This window comes from Actinoplanes oryzae, from assembly GCF_030757795.1.
Taxonomy (GTDB): domain Bacteria; phylum Actinomycetota; class Actinomycetes; order Mycobacteriales; family Micromonosporaceae; genus Actinoplanes.
This window is the reverse complement of the sequence record NZ_JAUQWH010000067.1, coordinates 20,676-44,099: the sequence shown is the minus strand read 5'-3', so window position 1 is coordinate 44,099 and position 23,424 is coordinate 20,676. Positions and strand designations below refer to the sequence as shown.

At 71.0% G+C, this 23,424-nt stretch carries 22 protein-coding genes, 2 tRNA genes, 1 other RNA gene and 1 pseudogene; 14 read left to right on the top strand and 12 right to left on the bottom strand.

The genetic code is table 11. From position 1 onward, the window contains the following. Positions 1 to 120 precede the first annotated feature (120 nt). Both RBH18_RS22060 and RBH18_RS22055 read right to left on the bottom strand, forming a co-directional pair. Complete coding sequence (locus RBH18_RS22060; RefSeq protein ID WP_306210742.1) at positions 121 to 687, bottom strand: DinB family protein; 567 nt, start codon at positions 685 to 687, stop codon at positions 121 to 123. A gap of 28 nt (positions 688 to 715) precedes the next feature. Then, positions 716 to 1,654, bottom strand: a complete 939-nt coding sequence (locus tag RBH18_RS22055; protein ID WP_306210740.1) for a prephenate dehydrogenase — start codon at positions 1,652 to 1,654, stop codon at positions 716 to 718. A gap of 78 nt (positions 1,655 to 1,732) precedes the next feature. On the opposite strand from RBH18_RS22055, the gene RBH18_RS22050 reads away from it, so the two are divergent. Continuing rightward, positions 1,733 to 2,866 (top strand): NHL repeat-containing protein, encoded by a 1,134-nt coding sequence (locus tag RBH18_RS22050; RefSeq protein WP_306210738.1) that lies wholly within the window; start codon positions 1,733 to 1,735, stop codon positions 2,864 to 2,866. 42 nt (positions 2,867 to 2,908) lie between these two features. Here RBH18_RS22050 and RBH18_RS22045 read toward each other — a convergent pair whose 3' ends face one another. The 3 genes from RBH18_RS22045 to RBH18_RS22035 form a co-directional block, all read right to left on the bottom strand. Continuing rightward, positions 2,909 to 4,579, bottom strand: coding sequence for a DUF885 domain-containing protein (locus tag RBH18_RS22045; RefSeq protein ID WP_306210736.1), 1,671 nt, complete (start codon positions 4,577 to 4,579; stop codon positions 2,909 to 2,911). 13 nt (positions 4,580 to 4,592) lie between these two features. Further along, positions 4,593 to 5,648: a PHP domain-containing protein gene (locus RBH18_RS22040; protein ID WP_306210735.1), complete on the bottom strand. Its 1,056-nt coding sequence runs from the start codon at positions 5,646 to 5,648 to the stop codon at positions 4,593 to 4,595. 340 nt (positions 5,649 to 5,988) lie between these two features. Next, positions 5,989 to 6,078, bottom strand: a tRNA-Ser gene (locus tag RBH18_RS22035). A 119-nt stretch (positions 6,079 to 6,197) separates the two neighbouring features. On the opposite strand from RBH18_RS22035, the gene deoD reads away from it, so the two are divergent. Further along, complete coding sequence (gene deoD / locus RBH18_RS22030; protein ID WP_306210733.1) at positions 6,198 to 6,905, top strand: purine-nucleoside phosphorylase; 708 nt, start codon at positions 6,198 to 6,200, stop codon at positions 6,903 to 6,905. On the opposite strand, the gene RBH18_RS22025 is transcribed toward deoD, so the two are convergent. The 4 genes from RBH18_RS22025 to RBH18_RS22010 form a co-directional block, all read right to left on the bottom strand. After that, positions 6,900 to 7,328: a nucleoside deaminase gene (locus RBH18_RS22025; RefSeq protein ID WP_306210749.1), complete on the bottom strand. Its 429-nt coding sequence runs from the start codon at positions 7,326 to 7,328 to the stop codon at positions 6,900 to 6,902. The genes deoD and RBH18_RS22025 overlap by 6 nt on opposite strands. Positions 7,329 to 7,354: 26 nt before the next feature. Beyond that, entirely contained in the window at positions 7,355 to 7,921 is a 567-nt protein-coding gene (locus tag RBH18_RS22020) for a tRNA adenosine deaminase-associated protein (protein ID WP_306210731.1), read from the bottom strand. A gap of 162 nt (positions 7,922 to 8,083) precedes the next feature. Beyond that, entirely contained in the window at positions 8,084 to 8,608 is a 525-nt protein-coding gene (locus RBH18_RS22015) for a hypothetical protein (RefSeq protein ID WP_306210729.1), read from the bottom strand. A gap of 1 nt (position 8,609) precedes the next feature. Continuing rightward, entirely contained in the window at positions 8,610 to 9,017 is a 408-nt protein-coding gene (locus RBH18_RS22010; RefSeq protein ID WP_306210726.1) for a glutaredoxin domain-containing protein, read from the bottom strand. A gap of 39 nt (positions 9,018 to 9,056) precedes the next feature. On the opposite strand from RBH18_RS22010, the gene RBH18_RS22005 reads away from it, so the two are divergent. From RBH18_RS22005 to RBH18_RS21995, 3 genes are all read left to right on the top strand, one after another. Continuing rightward, positions 9,057 to 10,283, top strand: coding sequence for an SLC13 family permease (locus tag RBH18_RS22005; protein WP_306210724.1), 1,227 nt, complete (start codon positions 9,057 to 9,059; stop codon positions 10,281 to 10,283). Between the two features lie 41 nt (positions 10,284 to 10,324). Next, positions 10,325 to 10,726 (top strand): universal stress protein, encoded by a 402-nt coding sequence (locus RBH18_RS22000; RefSeq protein WP_306210722.1) that lies wholly within the window; start codon positions 10,325 to 10,327, stop codon positions 10,724 to 10,726. A gap of 234 nt (positions 10,727 to 10,960) precedes the next feature. After that, positions 10,961 to 11,170 (top strand): hypothetical protein, encoded by a 210-nt coding sequence (locus RBH18_RS21995; protein ID WP_305787413.1) that lies wholly within the window; start codon positions 10,961 to 10,963, stop codon positions 11,168 to 11,170. Positions 11,171 to 11,378: 208 nt separating this feature from the next. On the opposite strand, the gene RBH18_RS21990 is transcribed toward RBH18_RS21995, so the two are convergent. Further along, the gene (locus tag RBH18_RS21990) at positions 11,379 to 11,708 is read right to left on the bottom strand and encodes an STAS domain-containing protein (protein WP_306210717.1); all 330 of its coding nucleotides are present in this window, start codon (positions 11,706 to 11,708) and stop codon (positions 11,379 to 11,381) included. A 361-nt stretch (positions 11,709 to 12,069) separates the two neighbouring features. Further along, a tRNA-Ser gene (locus RBH18_RS21985) sits at positions 12,070 to 12,157 on the bottom strand. 80 nt (positions 12,158 to 12,237) lie between these two features. Between RBH18_RS21985 and ffs the strand changes: the two genes are divergently transcribed. Both ffs and RBH18_RS44160 read left to right on the top strand, forming a co-directional pair. Beyond that, an RNA gene (gene ffs / locus RBH18_RS21980) (signal recognition particle sRNA small type) lies at positions 12,238 to 12,334 on the top strand. A 69-nt stretch (positions 12,335 to 12,403) separates the two neighbouring features. After that, positions 12,404 to 13,960: pseudogene (locus tag RBH18_RS44160) on the top strand (DNA polymerase III subunit gamma and tau); the annotation flags it as partial. A gap of 1,160 nt (positions 13,961 to 15,120) precedes the next feature. On the opposite strand, the gene RBH18_RS44155 reads toward RBH18_RS44160, so the two are convergent. After that, entirely contained in the window at positions 15,121 to 15,339 is a 219-nt protein-coding gene (locus RBH18_RS44155) for a hypothetical protein (protein WP_372338961.1), read from the bottom strand. Between the two features lie 637 nt (positions 15,340 to 15,976). On the opposite strand from RBH18_RS44155, the gene RBH18_RS21970 reads away from it, so the two are divergent. From RBH18_RS21970 to RBH18_RS21940, 7 genes are all read left to right on the top strand, one after another. Next, the gene (locus RBH18_RS21970; RefSeq protein WP_306210748.1) at positions 15,977 to 16,285 is read left to right on the top strand and encodes a YbaB/EbfC family nucleoid-associated protein; all 309 of its coding nucleotides are present in this window, start codon (positions 15,977 to 15,979) and stop codon (positions 16,283 to 16,285) included. A gap of 4 nt (positions 16,286 to 16,289) precedes the next feature. Then, positions 16,290 to 16,883 (top strand): recombination mediator RecR, encoded by a 594-nt coding sequence (recR, locus tag RBH18_RS21965; protein ID WP_306210713.1) that lies wholly within the window; start codon positions 16,290 to 16,292, stop codon positions 16,881 to 16,883. A 377-nt stretch (positions 16,884 to 17,260) separates the two neighbouring features. Continuing rightward, positions 17,261 to 18,259, top strand: coding sequence for an ABC transporter permease (locus tag RBH18_RS21960; RefSeq protein WP_306210710.1), 999 nt, complete (start codon positions 17,261 to 17,263; stop codon positions 18,257 to 18,259). 73 nt (positions 18,260 to 18,332) lie between these two features. Then, positions 18,333 to 20,084: an ABC transporter substrate-binding protein gene (locus tag RBH18_RS21955; protein ID WP_306210709.1), complete on the top strand. Its 1,752-nt coding sequence runs from the start codon at positions 18,333 to 18,335 to the stop codon at positions 20,082 to 20,084. A gap of 99 nt (positions 20,085 to 20,183) precedes the next feature. After that, entirely contained in the window at positions 20,184 to 21,197 is a 1,014-nt protein-coding gene (locus RBH18_RS21950; RefSeq protein WP_306210707.1) for an ABC transporter permease, read from the top strand. Beyond that, positions 21,197 to 22,231 carry an ABC transporter ATP-binding protein gene (locus tag RBH18_RS21945; RefSeq protein WP_306210705.1) on the top strand — a complete coding sequence of 345 codons (1,035 nt, stop codon included), beginning with the start codon at positions 21,197 to 21,199 and terminating at the stop codon, positions 22,229 to 22,231. The genes RBH18_RS21950 and RBH18_RS21945 overlap by 1 nt, the downstream gene beginning before the upstream one ends. Positions 22,232 to 22,251: 20 nt before the next feature. Further along, complete coding sequence (locus RBH18_RS21940) at positions 22,252 to 23,319, top strand: ABC transporter ATP-binding protein (protein WP_372338960.1); 1,068 nt, start codon at positions 22,252 to 22,254, stop codon at positions 23,317 to 23,319. Positions 23,320 to 23,424: the final 105 nt, after the last annotated feature.

Here is a 23,424-nt window from a genome sequence, read left to right as displayed (position 1 = left end):
AAGGTCCGGCGCGGCGTCGTCTGGCCGTACAGCTTCCTGGAGTCCTGGCGCAAGGGCGGCGAGAAGAGTCCGGTGGCCACGGTCACCTCGTGGGAGAAGACCCACGACTGCAAGGCCTGATCAAGGTCGCCAGGGCTTCATCCAGTCGGTCTCCGGCCAGCCCTCGGCGGCGGCCATCAACGGGTACGCTGTCGCGCCGTCGAGCTGTTCGCGAATGATGTCGGCGTGCCCGGTGTGGCGGGCCGTCTCCTGGATCAGGTGCAGCAGCACCCAGCGCACCGACCAGGCGTCGAGGTCCTTCGGGTTCCACGGCACCGAGTGGTCGATCGGGACCTCCTGGCCCAGGTCGGCGATCTCGGCGACGGTCTTCTCCGTGTACGCCGCCACCCGCTCGTACTCGGCGAGAATCTCCTCGATCGTCTCGCCGTCCGCGAGGCGGAAGTTGTCCACGTACGCCTGATAGTCCACCGGTTGCGGCCGGCGCCGGACCGTGTCGATCCAGCCCCGCTCGGTGGACGCGCAGTGCTTGATGAGCCCGCCGACCGAGAGCGTGCTGGCGGCCGGCGTGGCGCGCAGCTGCTCGGGCGTGAGCCCGTACGCGGTGAGCCGCAACACGTATCGCATCTGGGCGAGGTAGGCGAGCAGTCCGTCTCGTTCGTTGCTGATGGCGCCGACTTGTCCGGGCATGGTCCCTCTCCTGTCTGTCCGGACCAGGCTAGGAACCGATGCGGTCAGCTTCTGGCCGCTTTCCGACAAGGACCGCGCCGATTTCGGTGAGCCAGCCGCCGGCCCGCCCCAGCTCCAGCAACGCGGCCGGATCACGAGCGACCTCCACCGGCGAGTACGCCGCCGGCGGCCACTGGCGGCGCAGCTGCCCGGGACGGTCGAGGAGCGGCGTGAGCGCGGCGATCGGGTCGTCGGCAGTCAACGCGTCACGGTAGGCCGAGAGCGACGCGATGACCGTGGACAGGTTCTCCGCCGTGGGGCCCGCGTTGCCCCCGCACATGGCGGCGATGAGTGCCGCGCGGGTGGCCGCGACGCGCGTACCGTCACGGAAGGAGCCGGCGGCGAGGGTCGCAGCCTGCGCCTGACCGTCGAGCAGGCCGCTCAGGGCCGTGGCGAGCAGATGCGGCACGTGGCTGATCCGCGCGACCGCCTGATCGTGTTCGGCCGCGGTGGCGGGCACCACGCGCGCACCCAGCGACGTGATCAGCGCCGCGAGCGTCAGCCAGTCGCCGAGATCGGTCTCGGGCTCCAGGCACAGCACCCAGGCGCACCCGTCGAACAGGTGCGGGTCGGAGGCGAGGAAGCCCGACGACTCCTTGCCGGCCATCGGGTGGCCGCCCACGAACCGGCGCCCGGCAAGCGCCGTCCGGACCGGCACCTTCACGGACGTGACATCGGTGACCAGGCCCGAGAAGGCGGCGAGCTCGGCTCCCACGCCGGCCAGCGCGGGCAACGGTACGGCCAGGATCGCCAGCGATGCGCCGGCGAGCGCGGAAGGGATGTCGTCGGTCACCGTGAGGCCGGCGGCGGAGACGGCGGCCCGCGTCCCGGCGTCGCTGTCGTAGCCGGTCACGTGGTGTCCGCGGGCGGCGAGGGCCCGCAGCAGAGAGCCGCCGATGAGACCGAGACCGAGCACGGAGACGTTCACTTCGGCACTGTCGCACACGGACGGGCGGCCTCCGTACGAGGGCTGTACCTGCCTAAATACCGCATATACGGTCGAGATGTGACGTACAGGAGCAAGATCCTGGCGCTCGTCGTCGTGCTCACCGGCACGCTGGCGACGCCGGCCGAGGCAGCGCCCGCCGAGTCCTCGGACTCCGTGCCGGGCTTCAACGGAACTGTGCTGACCGTGGCGTACTCGGGCGGCACCATCTTTGTCGGCGGGGACTTCACGGCGGCGATCGTGCAAGGGCGGTCGATCCGGCGGACCCGGCTGGCGGCTGTCAACGCGTACACGGGGGAGCTGCTGCCCTGGGCGCCCGCGGCCGACGGGCGGGTGAAGGCACTCGCGGTGAGCGGGTCGGCGGTCTATCTCGGCGGTGACTTCGGCTCCGTCAACGGGCAGCGGCGGGACAGCCTCGCCCGGGTCGACGCCGGCAGCGGCGCGCTGTCCGGGACGTTCCGGCACAGCGTCGACGGCCGCCCGTACGCGTTGGTCGCAGCGCACGGACGCCTCTATGCCGGCGGCTCCTTCACGGCGATCGACGGGCGCGCGCGGAGCCGGCTCGCCGCCTTCGACCTCGACAGCGGGGAGCTCGACGGCAACTGGCGCCCCCGCGCCGACGACCAGGTCGAGACGCTGGCGGCGGCGGGCGGGCGCATCTACGCCGGGGGGACATTCCATCGGATCAACGGCTCGACCGGGTACGACCGCCTGGTCGCGTTGCATCCGGCGGCCGCCACGATCGTGTCCGGCTTCCGGCCGAGAGCCTCGGTGGTCGTGTTCGGGATCGCGGCCACCCCGGACGGCGTGTTCACGGCGGGCGGCGGCCGGGGCGGGACCGCCAGTGCGTACTCCCCGAGCGGAAGCCGGCGCTGGACGGCGACCTTCGACGGGGACGCCCAGGCGATCGCCACGCTCGGCGGCAGCGTCTACGTCGGCGGGCACTTCGACAACGCGTGCCGGACCGCCCGTACCGGTGATCGCGGGGTCTGCCTCGACGGCTCGGACCGGCGCGTCAAGATCGCATCCCTGTCGGCGGCCGACGGCCACCTGCACGACTGGCGGGCGGACGCCAACGGGATCGAGGGCGTGCTGACCATGGCGGCGTCGGCCGGGGTGGGCGCCTTCGCGGCCGGCGGCACGTTCACCGCGGTCGACGGGCGGTCGCAGCAGCGGCTCGCCCAGTTCAGCTGAGCCGGCCGGGGCCGCCCTCGCGGGGCGGCCCCGGCCCGAGGATCAGAGGCGGGCGAGGGCCTTGCGCAGCGGGTCCAGGCCGAGGGCGCCGAGGTTGAGCGCGTCCCGGTGGAAGGCCTTCAGGTCGAAGTCCGCGCCCTTGCGGGCCTTCACCTCGTCGCGGGCCTGCAGCCAGATGCGCTCGCCCACCTTGTAAGAGGGCGCCTGACCGGCCCAGCCGAGGTAGCGCTTCCACTCGAAACGCAGGACGTCGTCGTGCATCCGGCAGTGCTGGCGCAGAAACTCGAGGCCGAGCTCCGGCGTCCAGCGCTCGCCCGGGTGGAAGCCGAACGGGTTGTCCCGCGGGATCTCCAGCTCGAGGTGCATGCCGATGTCGACGATGACCCGGGTGGCGCGCAGGGCCTGGCCGTCGAGCATGCCGAGCCGGTCGCCCGGGTCGGCGAGATAACCCAGGTCGTCCATGAGCCGCTCGGCGTAGAGCGCCCAGCCCTCGCCGTGCCCCGAGCACCAGCAGAGCAGGCGCTGCCAGCGGTTGAGCAGCGCGGACTCGTAGACCGCCTGGCCGACCTGGAGGTGGTGACCGGGAACGCCCTCGTGATAGACGGTCGACGCCTCGCGCCAGGTGGAGAACGTGGTCTGCGTCTCGGGCACCGCCCACCACATGCGGCCCGGGCGGCTGAAGTCCTCGCTCGGCCCGGTGTAGTAGATGCCGCCGTCGCTGGTCGGCGCCAGGCACGCCTCGACCGTGCGGATCGCCGGCGGGATGTCGAAGTGGGTGCCGTTCAGCTCGGCGATCGCCTTGTCGGCGGTCGCCTGCATCCACTCCCGGAAGGCCTCCTTGCCGGCGACCGTGCGGGCGGGGTCGGCGTCGAGCACCTCGACGGCCCGGTCCACAGTGGCGCCCGGCCCGGCGATCTCGGCGGCGACCGTGCGCATCTCCGCCTCGAGCCGGGCGAGCTCCTCGAAGCCCCACGCGTACGTCTCGTCGAGGTCGACCCGCGCACCGAGGAAGTACTGCGACGCGCGCTCGTAGCGCTCCCGGCCCGCCGCCTCCTTCTCGCGGCCGAGCGGCGCCAGCTCCGTACGCAGGAAGCCGGCGAACCCCCGCGTCGCGGCGGCCGCGGCCTCGGCGTTGCGGGTCAGCTCCGTCCGCAGCGCGCCGGTGGCGGTCAGCCGCGACGCCAGCCCGCCGAAGAAGTTGTCCCGGGCCGGATCGGTCCAGATCGTGCACTGCTCGGCGACCTCGAGCATCTGGGCGCGCGCACTGACGTTGCCCCGGGCGGCCTCGGCCAGCAGCGACTGCTGGTACTGCTCGATGGCCTTGGGGAAGCCGCCGAGCCGGGCCGAGATGTTGGCGACCGCCTCCTCGCCCTCGGTCGGCATGAGGTCGAAGATCATGCGCAGCCCGTGCACCGCGCTCGCGATGACGTTGATGTCGCTCGCCACGTCGCCGGAGTCGTAGCGCTCGAGGTCGAGCCCGAGCCGCTCCTGCATCGCCTCCTTGGCGACCCGCTCGCGCTCGGTCTCCGGTTCCAGCGGGTCCAGCTCGACCAGCGTCCGCCGGATCAGCTCCGCCTGGCCGGCGAACCCCTCCGGCGACAGGTCGTCGAGCTGATCGTCGTAGCCGGGCACGCCGATGGACGTGGCGCCGGTCGGGTTGAGCGGCGCCCACTCGTCGACGTAACGGTTCGCGAGGTCATCAATCTGTCCCACCCCGCGACCTTACCTATCGCGACCCCGTCCATTCGAGTAGCTTTTGCGCCGTCCAGGTGTTGACGACCCGCTCGGCGGGGACGCCGCAGAGGGCGGCGCGCTCGCATCCGTACCGTTGCCAGTCGAGCTGCCCCGGCGCGTGCGCGTCGGTGTCGATGCTGAAGAGGCAGCCGGCCTCGACCGCGACCGTCAGCATCCGCTTGGGCGGGTCCAGCCGGTCCGGCCGGGAGTTGATCTCGACCGCCGTGCCGTGCTCCACGCACGCCTCGAGCACCTTCTCCAGATCAAAATCGGACGGCGGCCGCGTACGCCCCCCGCGGTGCGCCCTGTCGCCATCCCCCTTCGCGGCGACCTTCCGTCCGGTCATGTGCCCGAGAATGTCCAGATGCGGATTGCCGACGGCCCGCACCATCCGCCGCGTCATCTTCGCCGCGTCGTCCCGCAACCCGCTGTGCACCGATCCGACCACCACATCGAGCCGTTCCAGCAGCTCATCCTCCTGATCCAGCGACCCGTCGGCCAGGATGTCGACCTCGATGCCGGTGAGAATCCGGAAGCCCTCGGGCAGCGCATCGTTGACCTTCTGCACATGGTCCAGCTGCTTGCGGAGCCGGGCAGGCGTGAGCCCGTTCGCCACGGTCAGCCGGGGCGAGTGATCGGTCAGCACCAGGTACTCGTGCCCGAGCTCGACCGCCGCCAGCGCCATCTCCTCGATCGGCGAGCCTCCGTCGGACCAGTCGGAGTGCGAGTGACAGTCCCCCCGCAAGGCAGCCCGCAGCGCCGCGGCGGCCCCGGCAAGATCGGTGCCCTCGGTCGACTCCAGCCGCCGCAGATAGGCCGGCACCTCACCCCCGAGCGACTCCGTGACGCACCGCGCAGTCACGTCGCCGACGCCGCTGAGCTTGGCCAAGGTCCCCTCGGCCACCCGCTGCAGCAACTCCTCCCGCGGCAGCCCCGCCACCGTCGCCGCGGCCGAACGGAACGCCTTGACCCGGTAGGTCGCCTCGTTGGCCCGTTCCAGCAGGAAGGCGATGCGCCGCAGGTCGGCAACCGGATCTCTGGAGGTCACCCGGCCAGCGTACGGGCGATCGGCCCGCCGGGCAGCCAACCGCGGTCAGGCCGGGATCGAGATCAGCGCTTCGTGTGCGGTCCGCCGCGCGGCCGGCCTCGTGTCGGCGAACCGGACGTGTTGCGCCCGCGGCAGCAGACGCCCCGGGCATGCGCCGCGTGGTCTCGAAGGTGGCGTACGGCTTGCTCGGCGGCATGGCGACATCGGCCGGCGGTGCGCTGATGACTGCTGCCATCTGGTGGGTCGGCCACCGATGACGCAGGGCGGACTTCCGTGCCTGTCATCGCAACGAGAAACGCCCGGCGGCTCGCTGGGAGCTGCCGGGCGTTGCCCTGCTGCATGGCGGTGGTGAAGGGATTTGAACCCTTGGAGGGCGTAAACCCTCACACGCTTTCGAGGCGTGCTCCTTAGGCCGCTCGGACACACCACCGGGAAGTACGTTACCCGACGCCCCCGGCGGCCCGCGCGCGGGTTACCCCTCTCGATCGGCGGGGGCGTTTTGGCAGGTACGCGCCGGGCGTGTCGACGTACCTGGCAGGATCAACTGTCATGAGTGTGCACATCGGCGCGCAGCCGGGGGAGATTGCCGAGCGGGTCCTGCTTCCCGGGGATCCGATGCGGGCGAAGTGGATCGCGGAGACGTTCCTGGAGGATGCGGTCTGCTACACGCAGGTCCGGGGGATGCTGGGGTTCACCGGCAAGTGGCAGGGCCAGACCGTCTCCGTGCAGGGGTCGGGCATGGGGATGCCGTCGGCCTCGATCTACACGCATGAGCTGATCAACGAGTACGGCGTGAAGTCCGTCATCCGGATCGGCTCCTGCGGCGCCCTGTCGGAGGAGCTCGGGCTCGGCGACGTGATCGCCGCGAACGGGTCGGCCACCGACTCGAACATGAACAGGGTGCGCTTCGACGGGCTGGTCGACTACGCGCCCGTGGCGGACTTCGGGCTGCTGCGCACCGCCGTGGACGTGGCCGAGCGCCGGGGCGTACCGATGCGGGTGGGTCCGGTGTTCGCGGCGGACGCGTTCTACACCGATCGGCCGGATCTGAACGACACGCTCGCCGACTACGGGGTGCTGGCCGTGGAGATGGAGTCGGCGGCCATCTACACGATCGCCGCCCGGTACCGGGCGAAGGCGCTGACGATTTTGACCGTCAGCGACCACATCAAGACCGGCGAGAAGATGGACTCGGCGCAGCGGGAGCAGGGCTTCTCCGCCATGGTGCAGATCGGGCTCGACACCGCGATCTCATAACCGCCGGAAGAACGACCGCATCAGCGTGGCGCACTCGTCCTCGAGCACGCCGGCGTAGACCTCGGGGCGGTGGTTCAGGCGTCTGTCCCGGACCACGTCCCAGAGGGAGCCGGCGGCCCCGGTCTTGGGCTCCCACGCGCCGAAGACCAGCGTTTCGATGCGGGCGAGCACCAGGGCCCCCGCGCACATCGTGCAGGGTTCCAGCGTGACGACCAGCGTGCAGCCGTCGAGGCGCCGGCTGCCCGTGACCTCGGCTGCCCGGCGCAGGGCCAGGATCTCGGCGTGCGCGGTCGGGTCCTCGTACAGCTCGCGCTCGTTGCCGGCGACGGCCAGCTCGATGCCGGTCGGGCTGTAGACCACAGCCCCGACCGGCACGTCCTCCGCCGAGGGGCGCGTGGACGCGACGGACAGCGCCCGCCGCATCCACGCCTCGTGCAGAGGACGGCTCCTCACGCGTCGCGCAGCTCTTCCAGCTCGTCGCCGGCGCCGAGCTTCTGGCAGATCTCCGCGGTCACGTCGGAGGGCAGCATCCCCTCCAGGCCGCAGAGGGTGAGCAGCCGGTTGGCGCTGATCCCCAGGTCGGCGAGGATCTCGACGTCCCCGACCGGGTCGGCGTCCGGGTCCGCCGCGGGCCGCTCGTCCTCGTCCTCGTCGTCGGCGTCGGCGTCAAAGTCCGACGCGGCGTCGTCATCGTCGTCCGCCGACCGGCTCCCGGCCAGCTCGTCGATCCCGACCGGCGGCGTCTCCACGTCGGCCAGCAGCAGCGTGCCGAGACGGCTCTCGTCCGCGAACGCCGAGTCCGACCCGAACACGCGCAGGTCCTCGCCGTCGTCCAGGCGCAGGATCACCAGGTACTGATCGTCGGCCTCGACGAAGAGCAGCGACACCTCGGCGTCCGGCTCGGCATCCCGCAGCCGGTCGACCACCTCGTCGATGTCGCCAGCCCCGGAGAGCTCCAGCTCGGACGCCGTCCAGCCGTTCTTGCCCCGCGCAACCGCGGCAGCGAAAGTCGACACGAATCCCCCCACGAACATGTGTTTCTCAGCGGATGACGGTAGCCCCTGCGCCGCCACAGGCGCAGCGCCACGCCCCGAAGGAGACAAAGACACCGTCTGGAAGGAGACAATTGCCGGGCCGCGGTGCCCGTCCGTGGCCGGACAGGGCCGTGCGCGTGACGATTACGCCGGCGGCGTCAGGCCGGGAAAGGTGCCGTACGGGCCCAGCTCGCCGAACGCCAGAGTGACCGGGATCTCGCCGAGCGGGAACTCGGTGAGCGGCGGCAGCTGGGGCGACCGGGTCATGCCGAGCGTGATGTGCGGCCGGAAGTCCGGGCCGACCGCGCCGAGCGGGGTGGCGCCCGCCTCCGCGATCCAGCCGAGCACCTCGGTGTGCAGGGCGTTCAGGTCGGGGCGGCGGACCATCTCGACGCCGAAGTAGACGCCGCCCTCGGGCACGTAGTAGTCGCCCTCGGGCACGACGGTGTAGAGCAGGCCGATCACCTTGACCGTCAGCGAGCGGTGGGGATGGGCGGCGGTCCGCTCCCGGACGGCGTCGGCGGGCCCGTCGAAGTGGGCTACGGAGACGTGGGCTGGGGCGCGGTCGCCCAGCGCGCTGATCCGGCTCGGGCCGGCGACGGTGGCGGCCAGGGCGGCCAGGCGGGCGTGGGTGGCGCGGCTGGGCAGGAGGACGACCCCGTACGGCATGTCAGATTCCGATCGTCGTGCGCAGGTGGCGCGGGTTCGGGTTGACGAAGGCGCCGCTGACGGTGATGACGGTGGGGACGGTCTCGTTGCCGCCGGCCACCGCGCGTACGTCGGCCGCGCCCTCCGGGTCCTGCCAGATGTCGACCCAGTGGGCCCGGCGCGAGCGAAGGCCAAGGGTGGTGCGCAACCGCAGGCAGAACGGGCAGCCCGGGCGCCAGTAGACGATCGGGCGGCCGTCTGTGGCCTGGCGGCGCTTGGCCTCGGCGGCGGCGAGCGAGCGCGGGAAGACGAGCGGCGACGCCACGACGGCCAGGAGCACGAAGAGGATCAGCGGCACCGGGCCCGACACGAGGAACAGGACGATCCCGGCAGCCAGCAGAGCGGCGGCTTGCGCCCAGCGGCGGAGCATGGTTTCGACCGTAGGGCACCGGGGCACATCGCGCTGCTGGTGATCACTGTCTTTTCTCTCGTGCTGCTTGCCGGCGTACTCGGCTTCGCCGTGGCCCGGCCCCGCGGACTGCCCGAGGCTGTGGCGGCTGTGCCGGCGGCCGTCGTCGCGGTCGTCGCGGGCCTCGTGTCGTGGCGGGACGCGCTGCACGAGCTGGGCGAGCTGGGGCCCACGGTCGGGTTCCTCGCTGCGGTGCTGCTGCTCGCGTACCTCGCGGACGAGGCCGGCGTCTTCCGCTACGCCGGGGCGACGGCCGCGCGCTGGAGCCGGGGCTCACCGCGGCGGCTGCTCGGCATCGTGTTCGTCATCGCGTCGGCGGTGACGGCGGCGCTCAGCCTGGACGCGACGGTCGTCCTGCTCACCCCGGTGGTCTTCGCCACGGCTTCCACCCTGGGCGTACGTCCGAAGCCGCACGTCTACGCCTGCAACCACCTGGCCAACTCGGCCTCGCTCCTGCTGCCCGTCTCCAACCTCACGAACCTGCTGGCGATGTCCGCGGCGGGGCTGTCGTTCCTGGCGTTCGCGGGGCTCATGGCGTTGCCGTGGCTGGCCGTGATCGCGGTCGAGTACCTGGTGCTGCGCCGGTTCTTCGCCGACGACCTGGACACGCCGGCGCACACCGTGGACGTGCCGCGGGAGCCGGCGCCACGGTTCGCGCTCGTGGTGCTGGGTGTGACGCTGGCCGGGTTCGCGGCGGCCGGGCCGGTGGGCGTGCACCCCGCGTGGGTGGCGCTCGCGGGGGCGGTCGTGCTGGCCGTGCGGGAGCGGCAGCCCGTACGTACGCTCGTCCGGCAGGCCAACCCGGGCTTCTGTCTCTTCGTGCTCGCGCTCGGCGTCGTGGTGCTGGCGGTGAGCCGCAGCGGCTTCGGTGACGTGGTGGACCGGGTGGCCCCGCACCACGCCGATCTGCTCGGGCTGCTGCTGATGGCGGGGCTGGCGGCCGTACTCGCGAATGTGCTGAACAATCTCCCCGCGACGCTGATGCTGCTCCCGCTCGCCGCGCACTCGCCGGGGCTGGTGCTGGCGGTGCTGCTGGGGGCGAACATCGGACCCAATCTGACGTACGTGGGCTCGCTGGCGACCCTCCTCTGGCGGCGCATCCTGCACGGCCGCGGGCAGCCGCCGGTGACCGGGGAGTTCCTGCGGCTCGGGGCCCTCACGGTGCCCGCTTGTCTGCTGGCGGGGGTGGTGTCGCTGTGGCTGAGTCTGCGAGTGTCGGGATTATGAGGATTCTGGTGTGGCTCACCGAGGGCACGTGGGAGGCGTGCGTGGACGCTGCCCGCGACTTCCCGGCGGCAGACATCACGCTGATGCACGTGGTCGACGTCGGCACCGAGGCGGCGCTGAGCGGATCGGCGGGACTGCTGGGCCGGCTCGCCGGGGCGGATCCGGCGGAGTTGCTCGCCGGTGCCGAGGTCCGGCTGTTCGAGGCGGCGCGGGCGCGGCTCGCCCGGGATGCCGACACTCTCACTCTGCGTGGGCGACCCGATCACGAAGTGGTGACAGCCTGCGCAGGAGCCGACCTCCTTGTCCTGGCCCGGGACGGTGAGCAGAGTCGGCTGGGTCCGCGAAGTTTGGGGAAATCGGCCCGATTTGTCGTTGACCACGCACCGTGCCGGGTGATGTTGGTCTGGCCGGCCGCTCCGCCGCGCCTGGACTCGCTCCCATGACGGCCGGTCAGATGACAGTGACGTGTCGGCGTCGTTTCGCGGCACGATGATCACGTTCGCTACCTGCGACAACTACTCACAGTGTCATTTCGAGCGCCGCCCTAATATGACGGCGTGACGCAAGTCATGGCTCCCAAAACCACCGGATCGGACATCACCGTTCGGCTGACCGGTGAGGAACATTCACAGATTTGCCCCGAGCGCCAGCTTCGATGTCTGTCATAAAGTCGACGTGTGAGAGTTGAGCAGCACTGGTGGAATGGTGACGTCAGGCTCGCACGCCGTGACGTCTACGTCCGCACCGACGGCGAGGTCTGGGAAGTCGAAGCCCAGATGGGCGGTCCCGCGGGCAAGTCGAAGGTGCAGCAGTGTCCGGGAAAGGCCTCCGCGCTGATCCTGGCCGACGCGTGGCGCGGACCACGCTGGCGGTGGCGTCAGATCTGAGGACGCCAGGAGCCGGGCTGCGCCGCATGCTTCCTCTCTCGGCCAGCCGACCATGACACCGAGCCGGGTCCCCTGTGGATCCGGCTCGGTCGTCTTTTCAGCCTCCGTCGCCCGCCTGTGCGCCACCTGAGCGAGGGCTCTGTTTTCGCTGGGGCACTGTGCCCACGGCGTTGCTCGCGCCGGCCGGGCGTCCTTGCGGTCGACTTCTTTACAGCTGGGCGGCTGCGATCGCGTCGTCCACCTCGGCGAAGATCGCGAAGTAGCGGTTCAGGCCGACGGTGTCGAGCAGGTCGACCACGAAGCGGCTGGCGCCGGCGAAGCTCATCCAGCCGCCGCGGGCGGTGATCACCTGCTTCGCCGTGATGAAGGCGCTGAGCCCCACGGAGTCGCAGAACTTCAGGCCCGACAGGTCGACGACGATTCGCGGCACGGGTCTCTCGAGCAGCTCCGCGAGGAGGAGGTGCAGCTTGGGGGCGGTGTCCGAGTCGAGCTCGCCGGTCAGACGCAAGACGGCGACATCGGAACGGTGATCATTCACTGTGGCCAGCATGGCATCGCTTTCGTCCTGGTTGGGAGGGTTCAGCCTAGATCCGGATGGGCGATCGGCGGCGCACACGGCGTCCGTCCAGATCGCGCAAGGTAAGCCGGATTACGCGCCGTGGGGGTCCCTCTCAGGGGCCGTACTCGCCTTTGCTGGATTTTCCCGGGCGTTCTGCGCATCGCTTCCCGGCCTCGCGCGCCTTGCGGCCGTCCTTCGCTGTGGGCGGCTTTCGCTGTGGGCGGCTTTCGGCCTTGCGGGTGCTGCGGGCGGGCCGGAAAATGCCGAAGGCCGGGTCCCGCGGTTGCGGTCCCGGCCTTCCGGATGCCTCCGGGGCTGCCGTGGTGGCACCCCGGGGAGCTGGCGGAGGATACGAGATTCGAACTCGTGAGGGTGTGAACCCAACACGCTTTCCAAGCGTGCGCCCTAGGCCTCTAGGCGAATCCTCCGTCGGACAGCTTACAGAACCCGTCCAGCCGCTTTCGCCGGGACCGCCCTCCGGGGTGCCGGAGGGGTTGGGTAGGCTGTCGGCAGCCCCTCGTGCGGCGTGTATCCCGTGAACCTCCCCAGGGCCGGAAGGCAGCAAGGATAAGCGGGCTCTGGCGGGTGCACGGGGGGTCCTCATTTGGGCCCCGCTTGTTTGTCGATGTCACACCCTCGACGGAGAATGGCGCGGTCGTCCAGAGGAGGCAGGAGTGGCACTGGCCCTCTACCGCAAGTATCGGCCCCGCACGTTCGCCGAGGTCATCGGGCAGGAGCACGTCACCGAGCCGCTGTCGCAGGCGTTGCGCAGCGGGCGGCTCAACCATGCCTACCTGTTCTCCGGGCCGCGTGGCTGCGGCAAGACCTCAAGCGCCCGGATCCTGGCCCGCTCGCTGAACTGTGAGCAGGGTCCCACCCCGGAGCCGTGCGGGGTGTGCGCCTCGTGCAAGTCGCTGGCCAACGACGGCGCCGGCTCGATCGACGTCATCGAGATCGACGCGGCCAGCCACGGCGGTGTGGACGACGCGCGCGACCTCCGGGAGAAGGCGTTCTTCGCCCCGGCGAGCAGCCGCTACAAGATCTACGTGATCGACGAGGCGCACATGGTCTCGTCGGCCGGCTTCAACGCGCTGCTCAAGCTCGTCGAGGAGCCGCCGGAGTACGTCAAGTTCATCTTCGCCACGACCGAGCCCGACAAGGTGCTCGGCACGATCAAGTCGCGGACGCACCACTATCCGTTCCGGCTGATCCCGCCCGCGACGCTCCGGCCGTACCTGCAGCAGCTGACCGAGGCCGAGGGCATCCACGTCGACCCGGCGGTGTTCCCGCTGGTGGTCCGCGCGGGTGGCGGCAGCGCCCGAGACACCCTCTCGGTGCTCGACCAGCTCATCGCCGGAGCCGGGCCCGAGGGCGTCAGCTACGCCCGGGCGGTCGCCCTGCTCGGCGTCACCGACGTCACCCTCATCGACGAGATGTGCGACGCCCTCGCCGCGGGCGACGGCGCCGCCGCCTACCAGACGATCGACCGCGTCGCCGAGGCCGGCCACGACCCCCGGCGCTTCGCCTCCGATCTGCTCGAGCGCTTCCGCGACCTGATCGTGCTCCAGCAGGTCCCCGACGCCGTCACCAAGGGCCTCATCGACGGCCCGGCCGACCAGCTCGAGCAGATGGGCGCCCAGGCCACCCGCCTCGGCCCGGCCACCCTCTCCCGCTGCGCCGACATCGTGCACAACGGCCTGGTCGAGATGCGCGGCACGACGGCGCCCCGGCTGCTGCTGGAGCTGGTCACCGCCCGGATGTTGCTGCCCGGGGCGGAGGATTCGACCGGGGCCCTGCTGCAGCGCCTCGAGCGGATGGAGCGGCGGCTCACCCTTTCCGGTGACGCCGACCTCACGCCTCCGGCCGCTGCCCCGATGCCCGCCGCGCCGTCCGCCGGTGTGCCTGCCGCTCCGGTGAGCGAGGCACCGGGGGCGCCGGCCGCTTCCGGGGGCGGCATCTCCGCGGCCCGGGCGGCGGCCAAGGCTGCGGCGTCGAGGCGATCGGGCCCCGCGGGCAGTGCGGCCCCGGCGGCTCCTGGGGCGCCAGCGGCTTCCGCGGCCTCAGCTCCTGTGACGGCTGCGCCAGTGTCGTCTGCTCCGATGGCCGCTGCGCCAGTGTCTTCTGCTCCTACGGCTGCACCGGCGGCGTCTGCCCCATCGGCAGCATCGGCTGCGCCGGTTGCGGCTGGCGCTGCGGGGGTTGCGCCGGGATCCGTGCCGCCGGTGCCGGGCGGGTCGGTGAGTCCGGTGAGTGGCGCACCTGTGGTGGCGCCGGTCTCGGGTGCGCCGGACTTCGACGGGCTCGACGACCTGGTGCCGCCGGACGAGGACATGGCCCCGCCGTGGGACGACGACGATCCGGCGTTCGCCGCGGCCGTGTCGGCTCCCGCCGCGGTGTCGACACCTCCGGCCGCGCCCGCCGCCCCCGCGCCCGCCGCCCCCGCGTCCGCCGCCCCCGCGTCCGCCGCCCCCGCGTCCGCCGCCCCCGCGTCCGCCGTGCCTGCCGCGCCCGCGCCCGCCTCGGCCGTGCCTGCTTCGGCTGCGCCCGCGTCGGCGTCCGGCCAGCCCGTTTCGGGGGCGCCTGCTGCTGTGCCGACTTCGGCCGCTGCTGTTTCCGGCGGGCTCGCTGCCGGAGCGCGTGCGTCCGCGGCGCCGGCGTCCGCGGCGCCGACTGGTGTGTCGGGGGCGCCGGCGGGAGTGATGCCGGATGCGCCGGAGGACGCCTGGGAGACCGAGGCGGCTCCGCCTGCTGTGCCGGGGCAGTTGACCGCCGCCTCGATCCGGGAGGTGTGGCCGGAGATCATCTCGACGGTGGGGCGGAAGAGCAAGAAGATCGCCGCGCTCGCGCAGGGGGCGACGGTGCGGGAGCTGGAGGGGCAGACCGTCGTTCTGACGTTCCGCTTCCCGGCGCACGCCCGGATGGTGGCCGCGGATCCCGGGCTGATCTCGGACGCGCTCTACGAGGCGCTCGGCGGCCGTTGGCAGATCCGGTGCGACGTCGCGGGCGAGGGGGGCGGCGGTGGCTCGGCACCTCGCCGGCCGCAGGGTCCTCCGCCGGGCGGCCCGCAGAGTGGTGCCGCTCGGGAGGCCCAGGGCGAGAGCGTCCCCGACCGCAGTGCGGCCCCGCGTGCCCGGACCGCCGAGAGTGCGCCGGCCCGCAGCCGCGAGGCCGTCTCGCAGGCCGCTCCCGCCCGCGGCCGGGAGGGTGCACGCCCGGCAGCGCCTGCGGGAGCCGCCGCGGGCGGGACGACTGCCGCCGATGATGACGACGGCGGGTGGCCGGAGCCGGTTCGCCCGGGCGGGCTCGCCGTGTCCACGCCGGCGCCGGGCGGGAGCGCCGAGCCGGAGCCCGAGGACGACGACGAGTGGCCCGAGCCCGTCCGCCCCGGCTCTCAGGCGCCCGCTTCGCCCGCCATCTCTTCTCTCGATTCGCCGGGGAGCTCCGCAGCCCCGCAGAGCGCCCCGCCCGCGGTTGCGCAGAGCGGTCCGTCCCCGGTGAGCCCGGCTCCCGGATACGCCGCAGCCCCGACGAGCCCGGTCCCGGCGGCAGCCGCCCCGGCGAGCGCCGCTCCGGTGAGCACGGCCCCGGCGAGCGCGGCTCCGGTGAGCACGGCCCCGGCGAGCGTCACTCCGATGAGCTCGGCTCCGACAAAACCGGCGGGTGCGGCCCCCACGGCATCGGCTCCGGCGAGCGCGGCCAGCAGCGCGATAGCGGCGGCACGGGCAGCGGCCGCGCGGGCAGCGGGCGCCGCAACCGCCCCGGGAGCCGCGCGGGCAGCGGGCGCCGGGTCGACCCAGGCAGCCGCGCCCACGGCGAGCGCCGGAGCCAAGGCGACCGCCCCGGCATCCGACAAGGCGCCCAGCCGGGCGGCGGCGGCCGTGGCGGCGGCCCGGGCCCAGAGCGCCGGCCGAGCCGCGGCGGGGGCGGGCGCCACGGGCACCTGGTCGGACGGGTCGCCGACGGAGGAGGCTCCTTACGATCCCGAGTACGACGGGCCGGCGCGCGCCGACGGGGCGTACGAGGGGTTCGACCCGGGCGACGAGCCGCTGGACGACGTCATCGACGAGAAGACCGCGCGCAAGAGCAGTGAGGCGCAGGCGGTGCAGTTGCTGCGGGACGCCTTCGGGGCCGAGCTGATCAGCGAGTCCTGACCCGGCTCCGTGCGCCCGGCGCGAAGACCGGGACAATGGAGCTGACCATCCCCTTTATCGAGGAGTTACGTGATGCGCCCCGGTGGACAGCCGAACATGCAGCAGATCATGAAGCAGGCGCAGAAGATGCAGCAGCAGGTCGCCCAGGCCCAGGCCGAGCTGGCCGAGACCGAGCTGACCGGCACCGCCGGCGGCGGGCTGGTGACGGTCGTGGTGACCGGGCTGGGCGAGTTCAAGTCGGTGAAGATCGACCCCAAGGCGGTCGACGCCGACGACGTCGAGACGCTGGAGGACCTGGTGCTGGCCGCCATCCACAACGCGGCCGAGGCGCAGCGGGAGCTGACCGAGCAGAAGATGGGCTCGGCGACCGGCGGTCTCGGCGGCCTGAGCCTGCCGGGGTTCTGAGCCCGTGTACGAAGGTGCCATCCAGGATCTGATCGACGAGCTGGGGCGGCTGCCGGGCGTCGGCCCGAAGAGCGCCCAGCGGATCGCCTTCCACATCCTCTCGGCGGACCCGGCGGACGTGAACAGGCTCGCCACGAGCCTGCGCAAGGTGAAGGAGCTGGTCCGCTTCTGCACGACCTGCTTCAACGTGGCCGAGTCGGAGCAGTGCCGGGTCTGCCGCGATCCGCGGCGGACCAACGAGGTGCTCTGCGTGGTCGAGGAGCCCAAGGACATCGTGGCGATCGAGCGGACCGGCGAGTTCCGCGGCCGCTATCACGTCCTGGGTGGCGCCATCAATCCGCTCGAGGGCATCGGCCCGGACAACCTCCGGATCCGTGAGCTGCTGCTGCGCGTGGGCACGGGCGAGGTCAAGGAGCTGATCCTCGCCACCGATCCGAATACTGAGGGTGAGGCCACGGCGACCTACCTCGCCCTTATGATCAAGCCCATGGGTCTCGCCGTGACCCGGCTCGCCAGTGGTCTTCCGGTCGGCGGTGACCTGGAGTATGCCGACGAGATCACCCTCGGCCGAGCTTTCGAAGGCCGTCGAGCCGTTTGAGTTCAAGATCGAAGGCCGCGAGCCGTCGCGGCCCAAGATCACTCCTCTGTGTCATCTGCAAGTCACCGCCTGGTTAAATTTTCCCTGAGGTCACACCTTCGTCACGGAGCGGCGTGAAGTTGGTTACGAGCTATTCGGCCTCTTGACCGGCAGGCGGAATTACGTGAGCGTTCCTCTGACACGCGAGCGACCCACCGCCTCGCGGGTCGAGCGCGCCAGCCTCGAAGTCACCAGCTTCGGGTCCGGCCGTCGAAGTCCACGTACGCGACAACCGATCGGTTGCCCGCGCTGCGGGGCCGGGCCGACCCGGCGGTGCCAGACGCCGCGGGCCGGTGAGGCGTCGCACCGCGGACGCCGGGGAGAGGACCGGGCGCTCCATGGTCGTAGGACCAGGCACAGCGGTTCCTGAGCAGGTTCCGGCAGTACCGGACCCCGCGCAGGGCGCCGCACCCGGCAAGAAGATCGAGGGCCGTTCGCTCGGCCGCATCGCCTGGAACCGCCTCAAGCGCGACAAGGTCGCCATGGCCGGCGGTTACACGATCGTCTTCCTGATCCTGGTGGCGCTGCTCGCCCCCGTGATCGTGAAGCTCCTCGGTGGGCCGCCGAACGAGTTCCATCAGGACCTCATCGACGTCAATACGCTCGCCCCCAAGGGCGGCACCGGCATCAGCGGTGACCACCTGTTCGGTGTGGAGCCGCAGAACGGCCGCGACATCTTCAGCCGCGTCGTCTACGGCGCGCGCATCTCGCTGCTGATCGCGTTCCTGGCCACGCTGCTCTCGGTGGTCATCGGCGCGACGCTGGGCGTGGTGGCCGGCTTCTTCGGCGGCTGGGTGGACTCGCTGATCAGCCGGGCGATGGACGTCTTCCTGGCGTTCCCGCTGCTGGTCTTCTCGATCGCGCTGGCCGGCGTCATCCCCGACACGGCATTCGGGCTGTCCGGTGACACGCTGCGCATCGCGTTGCTGATCTTCATCATCGGCTTCTTCAGCTGGCCCTACATCGGCCGCATCGTGCGCGGGCAGACGCTGTCACTGCGGGAGCGCGAGTTCGTGGACGCCGCTCGCAGCCTCGGTGCGCGGGGCCCGTACATCATCTTCAAGGAACTGCTGCCCAATCTGGTGGCGCCGATCCTCATCTACGCGACGCTGCTCATTCCCACGAACATCCTGTTCGAGGCGGCGCTGTCGTTCCTGGGCGTCGGCATCCGGCCGCCGACGGCGAGCTGGGGCGGCATGCTCTCGGACGCCGCCCGCTTCTACACCCTGTGGCACTTCATGTTCTTCCCGGGCATGGCCATCTTCATCACCGTGCTCGCGTTCAACCTGTTCGGCGACGGTCTGCGCGACGCGCTCGACCCGAAGAGCAGGCGCTGATGAAGACAGGGACGACTTCCGCTCCAGCCAGGCGGTCCACTTCCGGGCCGTTCCACCAGGGAGGTTGCTAGTAGTGTTCCGCAAGAAGAGGGTGCTGGTGGCCAGTACGGCCGTCCTGGCACTCGCCTTGACCGCCGCCTGTAGCGGCAACAGCGATTCCGACTCCGACAGCGGCTCGGCCAAGGCCGAATTCAATACCGCGCTCACCAAGGTGTTCAACCCTTCCGACAAGAAGGGCGGCACCATCAAGCTCGCCAACGTCGGCGACTGGGACTCGCTCGACCCGGGCGAGACCTACTACGGCTACTCGTGGAACTTCCTTCGGCTCTACGGCCGTAGCCTGCTCACGTTCAAGACCGAGCCCGGCGAGGCCGGCAACCAGCTGGTCCCGGACCTCGCCGAGGACCTGGGCGTGGCGAGCGACGGCGGCAAGACCTGGACGTACAAGATCCGCAAGGGCGTCAAGTACGAGGACGGCACCGAGGTCAAGGCCGCGGACGTCAAGTACGCCGTGCTGCGCTCCACGGACAAGGAGACGTTCCCGAACGGCCCGGCGTACTTCGAGGCGTTCCTGAACCTCCCCGAGGGCTACAAAGGCCCGTACAAGTCCAAGGGCGTCAACACCGACCAGGCCATCTCGACGCCGGACGACTACACGATCGTCTTCCACCTGAAGCAGGCGTTCGGCGGCTTCGACTACTTCGCGATGCTGTCGCAGACGGTGCCGGTGCCGGAGGCCAAGGACACGGGCGCCAACTACAAGCAGCACGTGGTCTCCACCGGCCCGTACATGTTCGACACGAACAACCTGGGCAAGGACTTCTCGCTCAAGCGGAACCCGAACTGGGACCAGGCGACCGACCCGATCCGCAAGGCGCTGCCGGACCGCTACGAGGTTCAGCTCAACGTCAACGCGGACGACATCGACAACCGGCTGCTCTCGGGCGACCTGGACCTCGATGTGGTCGGGACGGGCGTGCAGCCCGCCGCGCTGGGCCGCGTCGTCGGTGACCCGACGATCAAGGCCGGCACCGACAACCCGTCGATCGCGCGCCTGAACTACACGTCGATCAACGGCAACGTCGCGCCGCTGGACAAGCTCGACTGCCGCAAGGCCATCGAGTACGCGTGGGACCGCACCGGCTACCAGACCGCGTACGGCGGCCCCCTCGCCGGTGGTGACCCCGCCACGTCGGTCCTGCCGCCGTTCATCCCGGGCTACCAGAAGATCGACCCCTACCCGGTGAGCGCGCCGACCGGTGACGAGGCCAAGGCCAAGGAGGCCCTCGCCGCCTGTGGTCAGCCGAACGGCTTCGAGACCAACATCGCGTACCGGGCGGAGCGTCCGAAGGAGAAGGCCGCCGCCGAGTCGCTGCAGCAGGCGCTGGGCAAGGTCGGCATCAAGCTGACCCTCAAGCCGTTCCCGCAGGGCGACTACTTCTCGCAGTACGCCGGCAACCCGGGCTACGCCAAGACCAACAAGCTCGGCCTGGTCATCAACAGCTGGGGCGCCGACTGGAACGACGGCTTCGGCTTCCTCTCGCAGATCGTCGACAGCCGGGTCATCCGGGAGACCGGTGGCTCGTCGAACGTCTCCGTGCGTGACCCCGAGGTCGACAAGCTGCTCGACCAGGCGGTCGCGGAGACCGACAACGCCAAGCGCGAGGCCTACTGGTCGCAGATCGACCAGAAGGTCATGGACGGCGCCTACATCGTGCCGGGCATCGTCTCGAAGTCGCTGCTGATCCGCCCGAAGAACCTGACGAACGTGTTCGTCAGCCAGGCGTACAACATGTACGACTACCTCTCGCTGGGCGTCAAGTAACAACCACCACCACCTCTCCGTACTAGATCCGATTGGGCGGGTGAAGGCAGCAGGCGGCCGGTCCGGGGCGACCCGGGCCGGCCGCCGGAGCCGGGCTTAGTGATCACCTACATCATCAGGCGGCTGTTCGCAGCCCTGCTGCTGCTCTTCATCGTCAGCGCCGCAGTCTTCTCCATCTTCTATCTGGTGCCGCGCCTGGTCGGTGCGACCCCGGAGACGCTCGCGACCCGGTACGTCGGCCGCGCGGCGACCCCGGAGACGGTCCACCTGATCGCCGAGCGCCTCGGCTTCTACGACCCGGTGTGGCTGCAGTACGGCCGCTGGGTCAAGGCGATCTTCGTGGGCGCGGACTACAACATCGGCAGCAGCATCGAGCACTGCCCGGCGCCCTGTTTCGGGTACTCGTTCGTCACCCACCAGCCGGTCTGGCCCGACCTGCTCGACCGCCTGCCGGTCACGCTGTCGCTGGCCATCGGCGCGGCGCTGCTGTGGGTCGCGTTCGGCGTCTCGACCGGTGTCCTCTCGGCGCTGCGCCGGGGCACCTTCCTCGACCGCGCCGCCATGGGCATCTCGCTCGCCGGCGTCTCGCTGCCGATCTTCTTCACCGGCCTGCTGGGCCTGCTGCTCTTCAGCTACACGCTGGGGTGGACGGCGTCCGGCGGCTCGTACACCCCGTTCTTCGAGAATCCCGGCGAATGGTTCTACAGCCTGCTGCTGCCGTGGATCGTGCTCGCCTTCCAGTTCTCCGCGCAGTACGCCCGGCTCACCCGCGCGGGCATGCTGGAGACGATGAGCGAGGACTACATCCGTACGGCGCGCGCCAAGGGCCTGCGCGAACGGGACGTCACCACGCGGCACGGCCTGCGCGCCGCGCTGACCCCGCTGCTCACGATCTTCGGCCTCGACTTCGGGCTGCTGCTCGGCGGCGCGGTCCTCACCGAGCAGGTCTTCTCCCTGCCCGGCCTCGGCAAGTTCGCCGTGGACGCGATCACGAACAACGACCTGCCCAAGGTCCTCGGGGTGACCATGATGGCGGCGTTCTTCGTCGTCGTGGCGAACCTGATCGTGGACCTGCTCTACGCGGTGGTCGACCCGCGGGTGAGGATCAGCTGATGGCCGAGAACTTCCTCGAGGTCAAGAACCTCAAGATCTCCTTCCCGACCGACGACGGCCTGGTCAAGAGCGTCAACGACCTGTCGTTCTCGCTCGAGCGCGGCAAGACGCTCGGCATCGTCGGCGAGTCCGGCTCCGGCAAGTCGGTGACCAGCCTCGGCATCCTGGGCATCTACAACAAGAGGAACGCACAGGTCGAGGGCGAGATCTGGCTCGACGGCAAGGAGCTGGTCAGCGCCTCCGACGAGGAGCGGCGCAAGCTGCGCGGCAGCAAGATGTCGATGATCTTCCAGGACCCGCTCTCCTCGATGCACCCGTACTACTCGGTCGGGCGCCAGATCATGGAGGCCTACCAGGTCCACCACCGGGTGTCGAAGCAGGTCGCCCGCAAGCACGCGATCGACATGCTGGGCCGGGTCGGCATCCCGCAGCCGTCCCGCCGCGTGGACGACTACCCGCACCAGTTCTCCGGCGGCATGCGCCAGCGCGCGATGATCGCCATGGCACTGGTCAACGACCCCGAGCTGCTGATCGCCGACGAGCCGACCACGGCCCTCGACGTGACCGTGCAGGCGCAGATCCTCGACCTGATGCTCGACCTGCAGGAGGAGTTCAACTCCGCGCTGATCGTCATCACCCACGACCTCGGCGTCGTGGCGGAACTCGCCGACGACGTGCTGGTCATGTACGGCGGCAAGTGCATCGAGTACGCGAGCGCCGCCACGATCTTCGAGCAGCCCGAGCACCCGTACACCTGGGGTCTGCTCGGCTCGATGCCGCGGATCGACCGGCCGCAGATGGAGCGGCTCGTGCCGATCCCGGGCCTGCCCCCGTCCCTGATCAACCTGCCCACCGGGTGCGCCTTCAGCCCCCGGTGCGCCTATGAGCCGCGGACCGGCGGTCTCGGCACGACGGTCCCGCCCGAGCTGGCCCCGGCCGGCGGCAGCAAGCACCTGGTGCGCTGCCACCTGCCCACCGAGGAACGGCAGCGGATCTGGGCAGAAGAAGTGAAGCCGAAGCTGGAGGCACAGTGAGCGAACACCTCGACGACCCGGTGCCGGAGGAGATCCACCGGCAGGAGCGGGCGGAGAAGGGCGAGCCGCTGCTGTCCGTACGCGGCCTGGAGAAGCACTTCCCGATCACCAAGGGGCTGCTGCGCCGGCAGGTCGGTGCGGTGCGCGCGGTGGACGGCGTGTCGTTCGACGTCTACAAGGGTGAGACGCTCGGCCTGGTCGGCGAGTCCGGCTGTGGCAAGACGACCACCGGCCGGCTGCTGACCCGGCTGGTCGAGCCCACCGGCGGGCAGATCGACTTCGAGGGCCAGGACATCGCCCACTGGAAGCAGGGCAAGCTGCGCCCGCTCCGGCGGGACATGCAGATGATCTTCCAGGACCCGTTCTCGTCGCTGAACCCGCGGCACACGGTCGGCACGATCGTCGGCGCGCCGTTCCGCATCCAGAACGTCAAGACCGAGCACGGCATCAAGCGGGCCGTGCAGGACCTGCTGCAGCTGGTCGGCCTGAGCCCCGAGCACTACAACCGCTACCCGCACGAGTTCTCCGGCGGTCAGCGGCAGCGCATCGGCATCGCCCGCACCCTGGCACTGCGGCCGAAGCTGATCGTGGCCGACGAGCCGGTGTCGGCGCTCGACGTGTCGATCCAGGCGCAGGTCGTGAACCTGCTGGACGACCTGCAGACCCAGCTCGGCATCACGTACGTCTTCATCGCGCACGACCTGTCGGTGGTCAAGCACATCTCCGACCGCGTCGCCGTCATGTACCTGGGCAAGGTCGTGGAGATCGCCGATCGCGACGACCTCTACGCGAACCCGCGGCACCCCTACACGGTGGCGCTGCTGTCCGCCGTGCCGGTGCCTGACACCAGCCGCCGCGACCGCACGAAGCGCGACCGCGTGCTGCTGCAGGGCGACGTGCCGAGCCCGATCGATCCGCCGTCCGGCTGCCGCTTCCGCACCCGCTGCTGGAAGGCGCAGGACATCTGCGCGACGGAGGAGCCGCAGCTCACCGTGCGGCTCGAGGACCCGGTCTCGCACCAGACGGCGTGCCATTTCCCGATCACGGACGACGAAGTGGTCGCGGGACGCGCGCCTGCTGCGGTCTAAGATCAAGATCCACAAGCAGATGTCGTAGCGGGGTGGGTGGTACAGACCGTCGCTCCCGCCGAGGTGCCCGGAGGAGCTCTGCTGGCCGCTGACGCGTCCAGATCG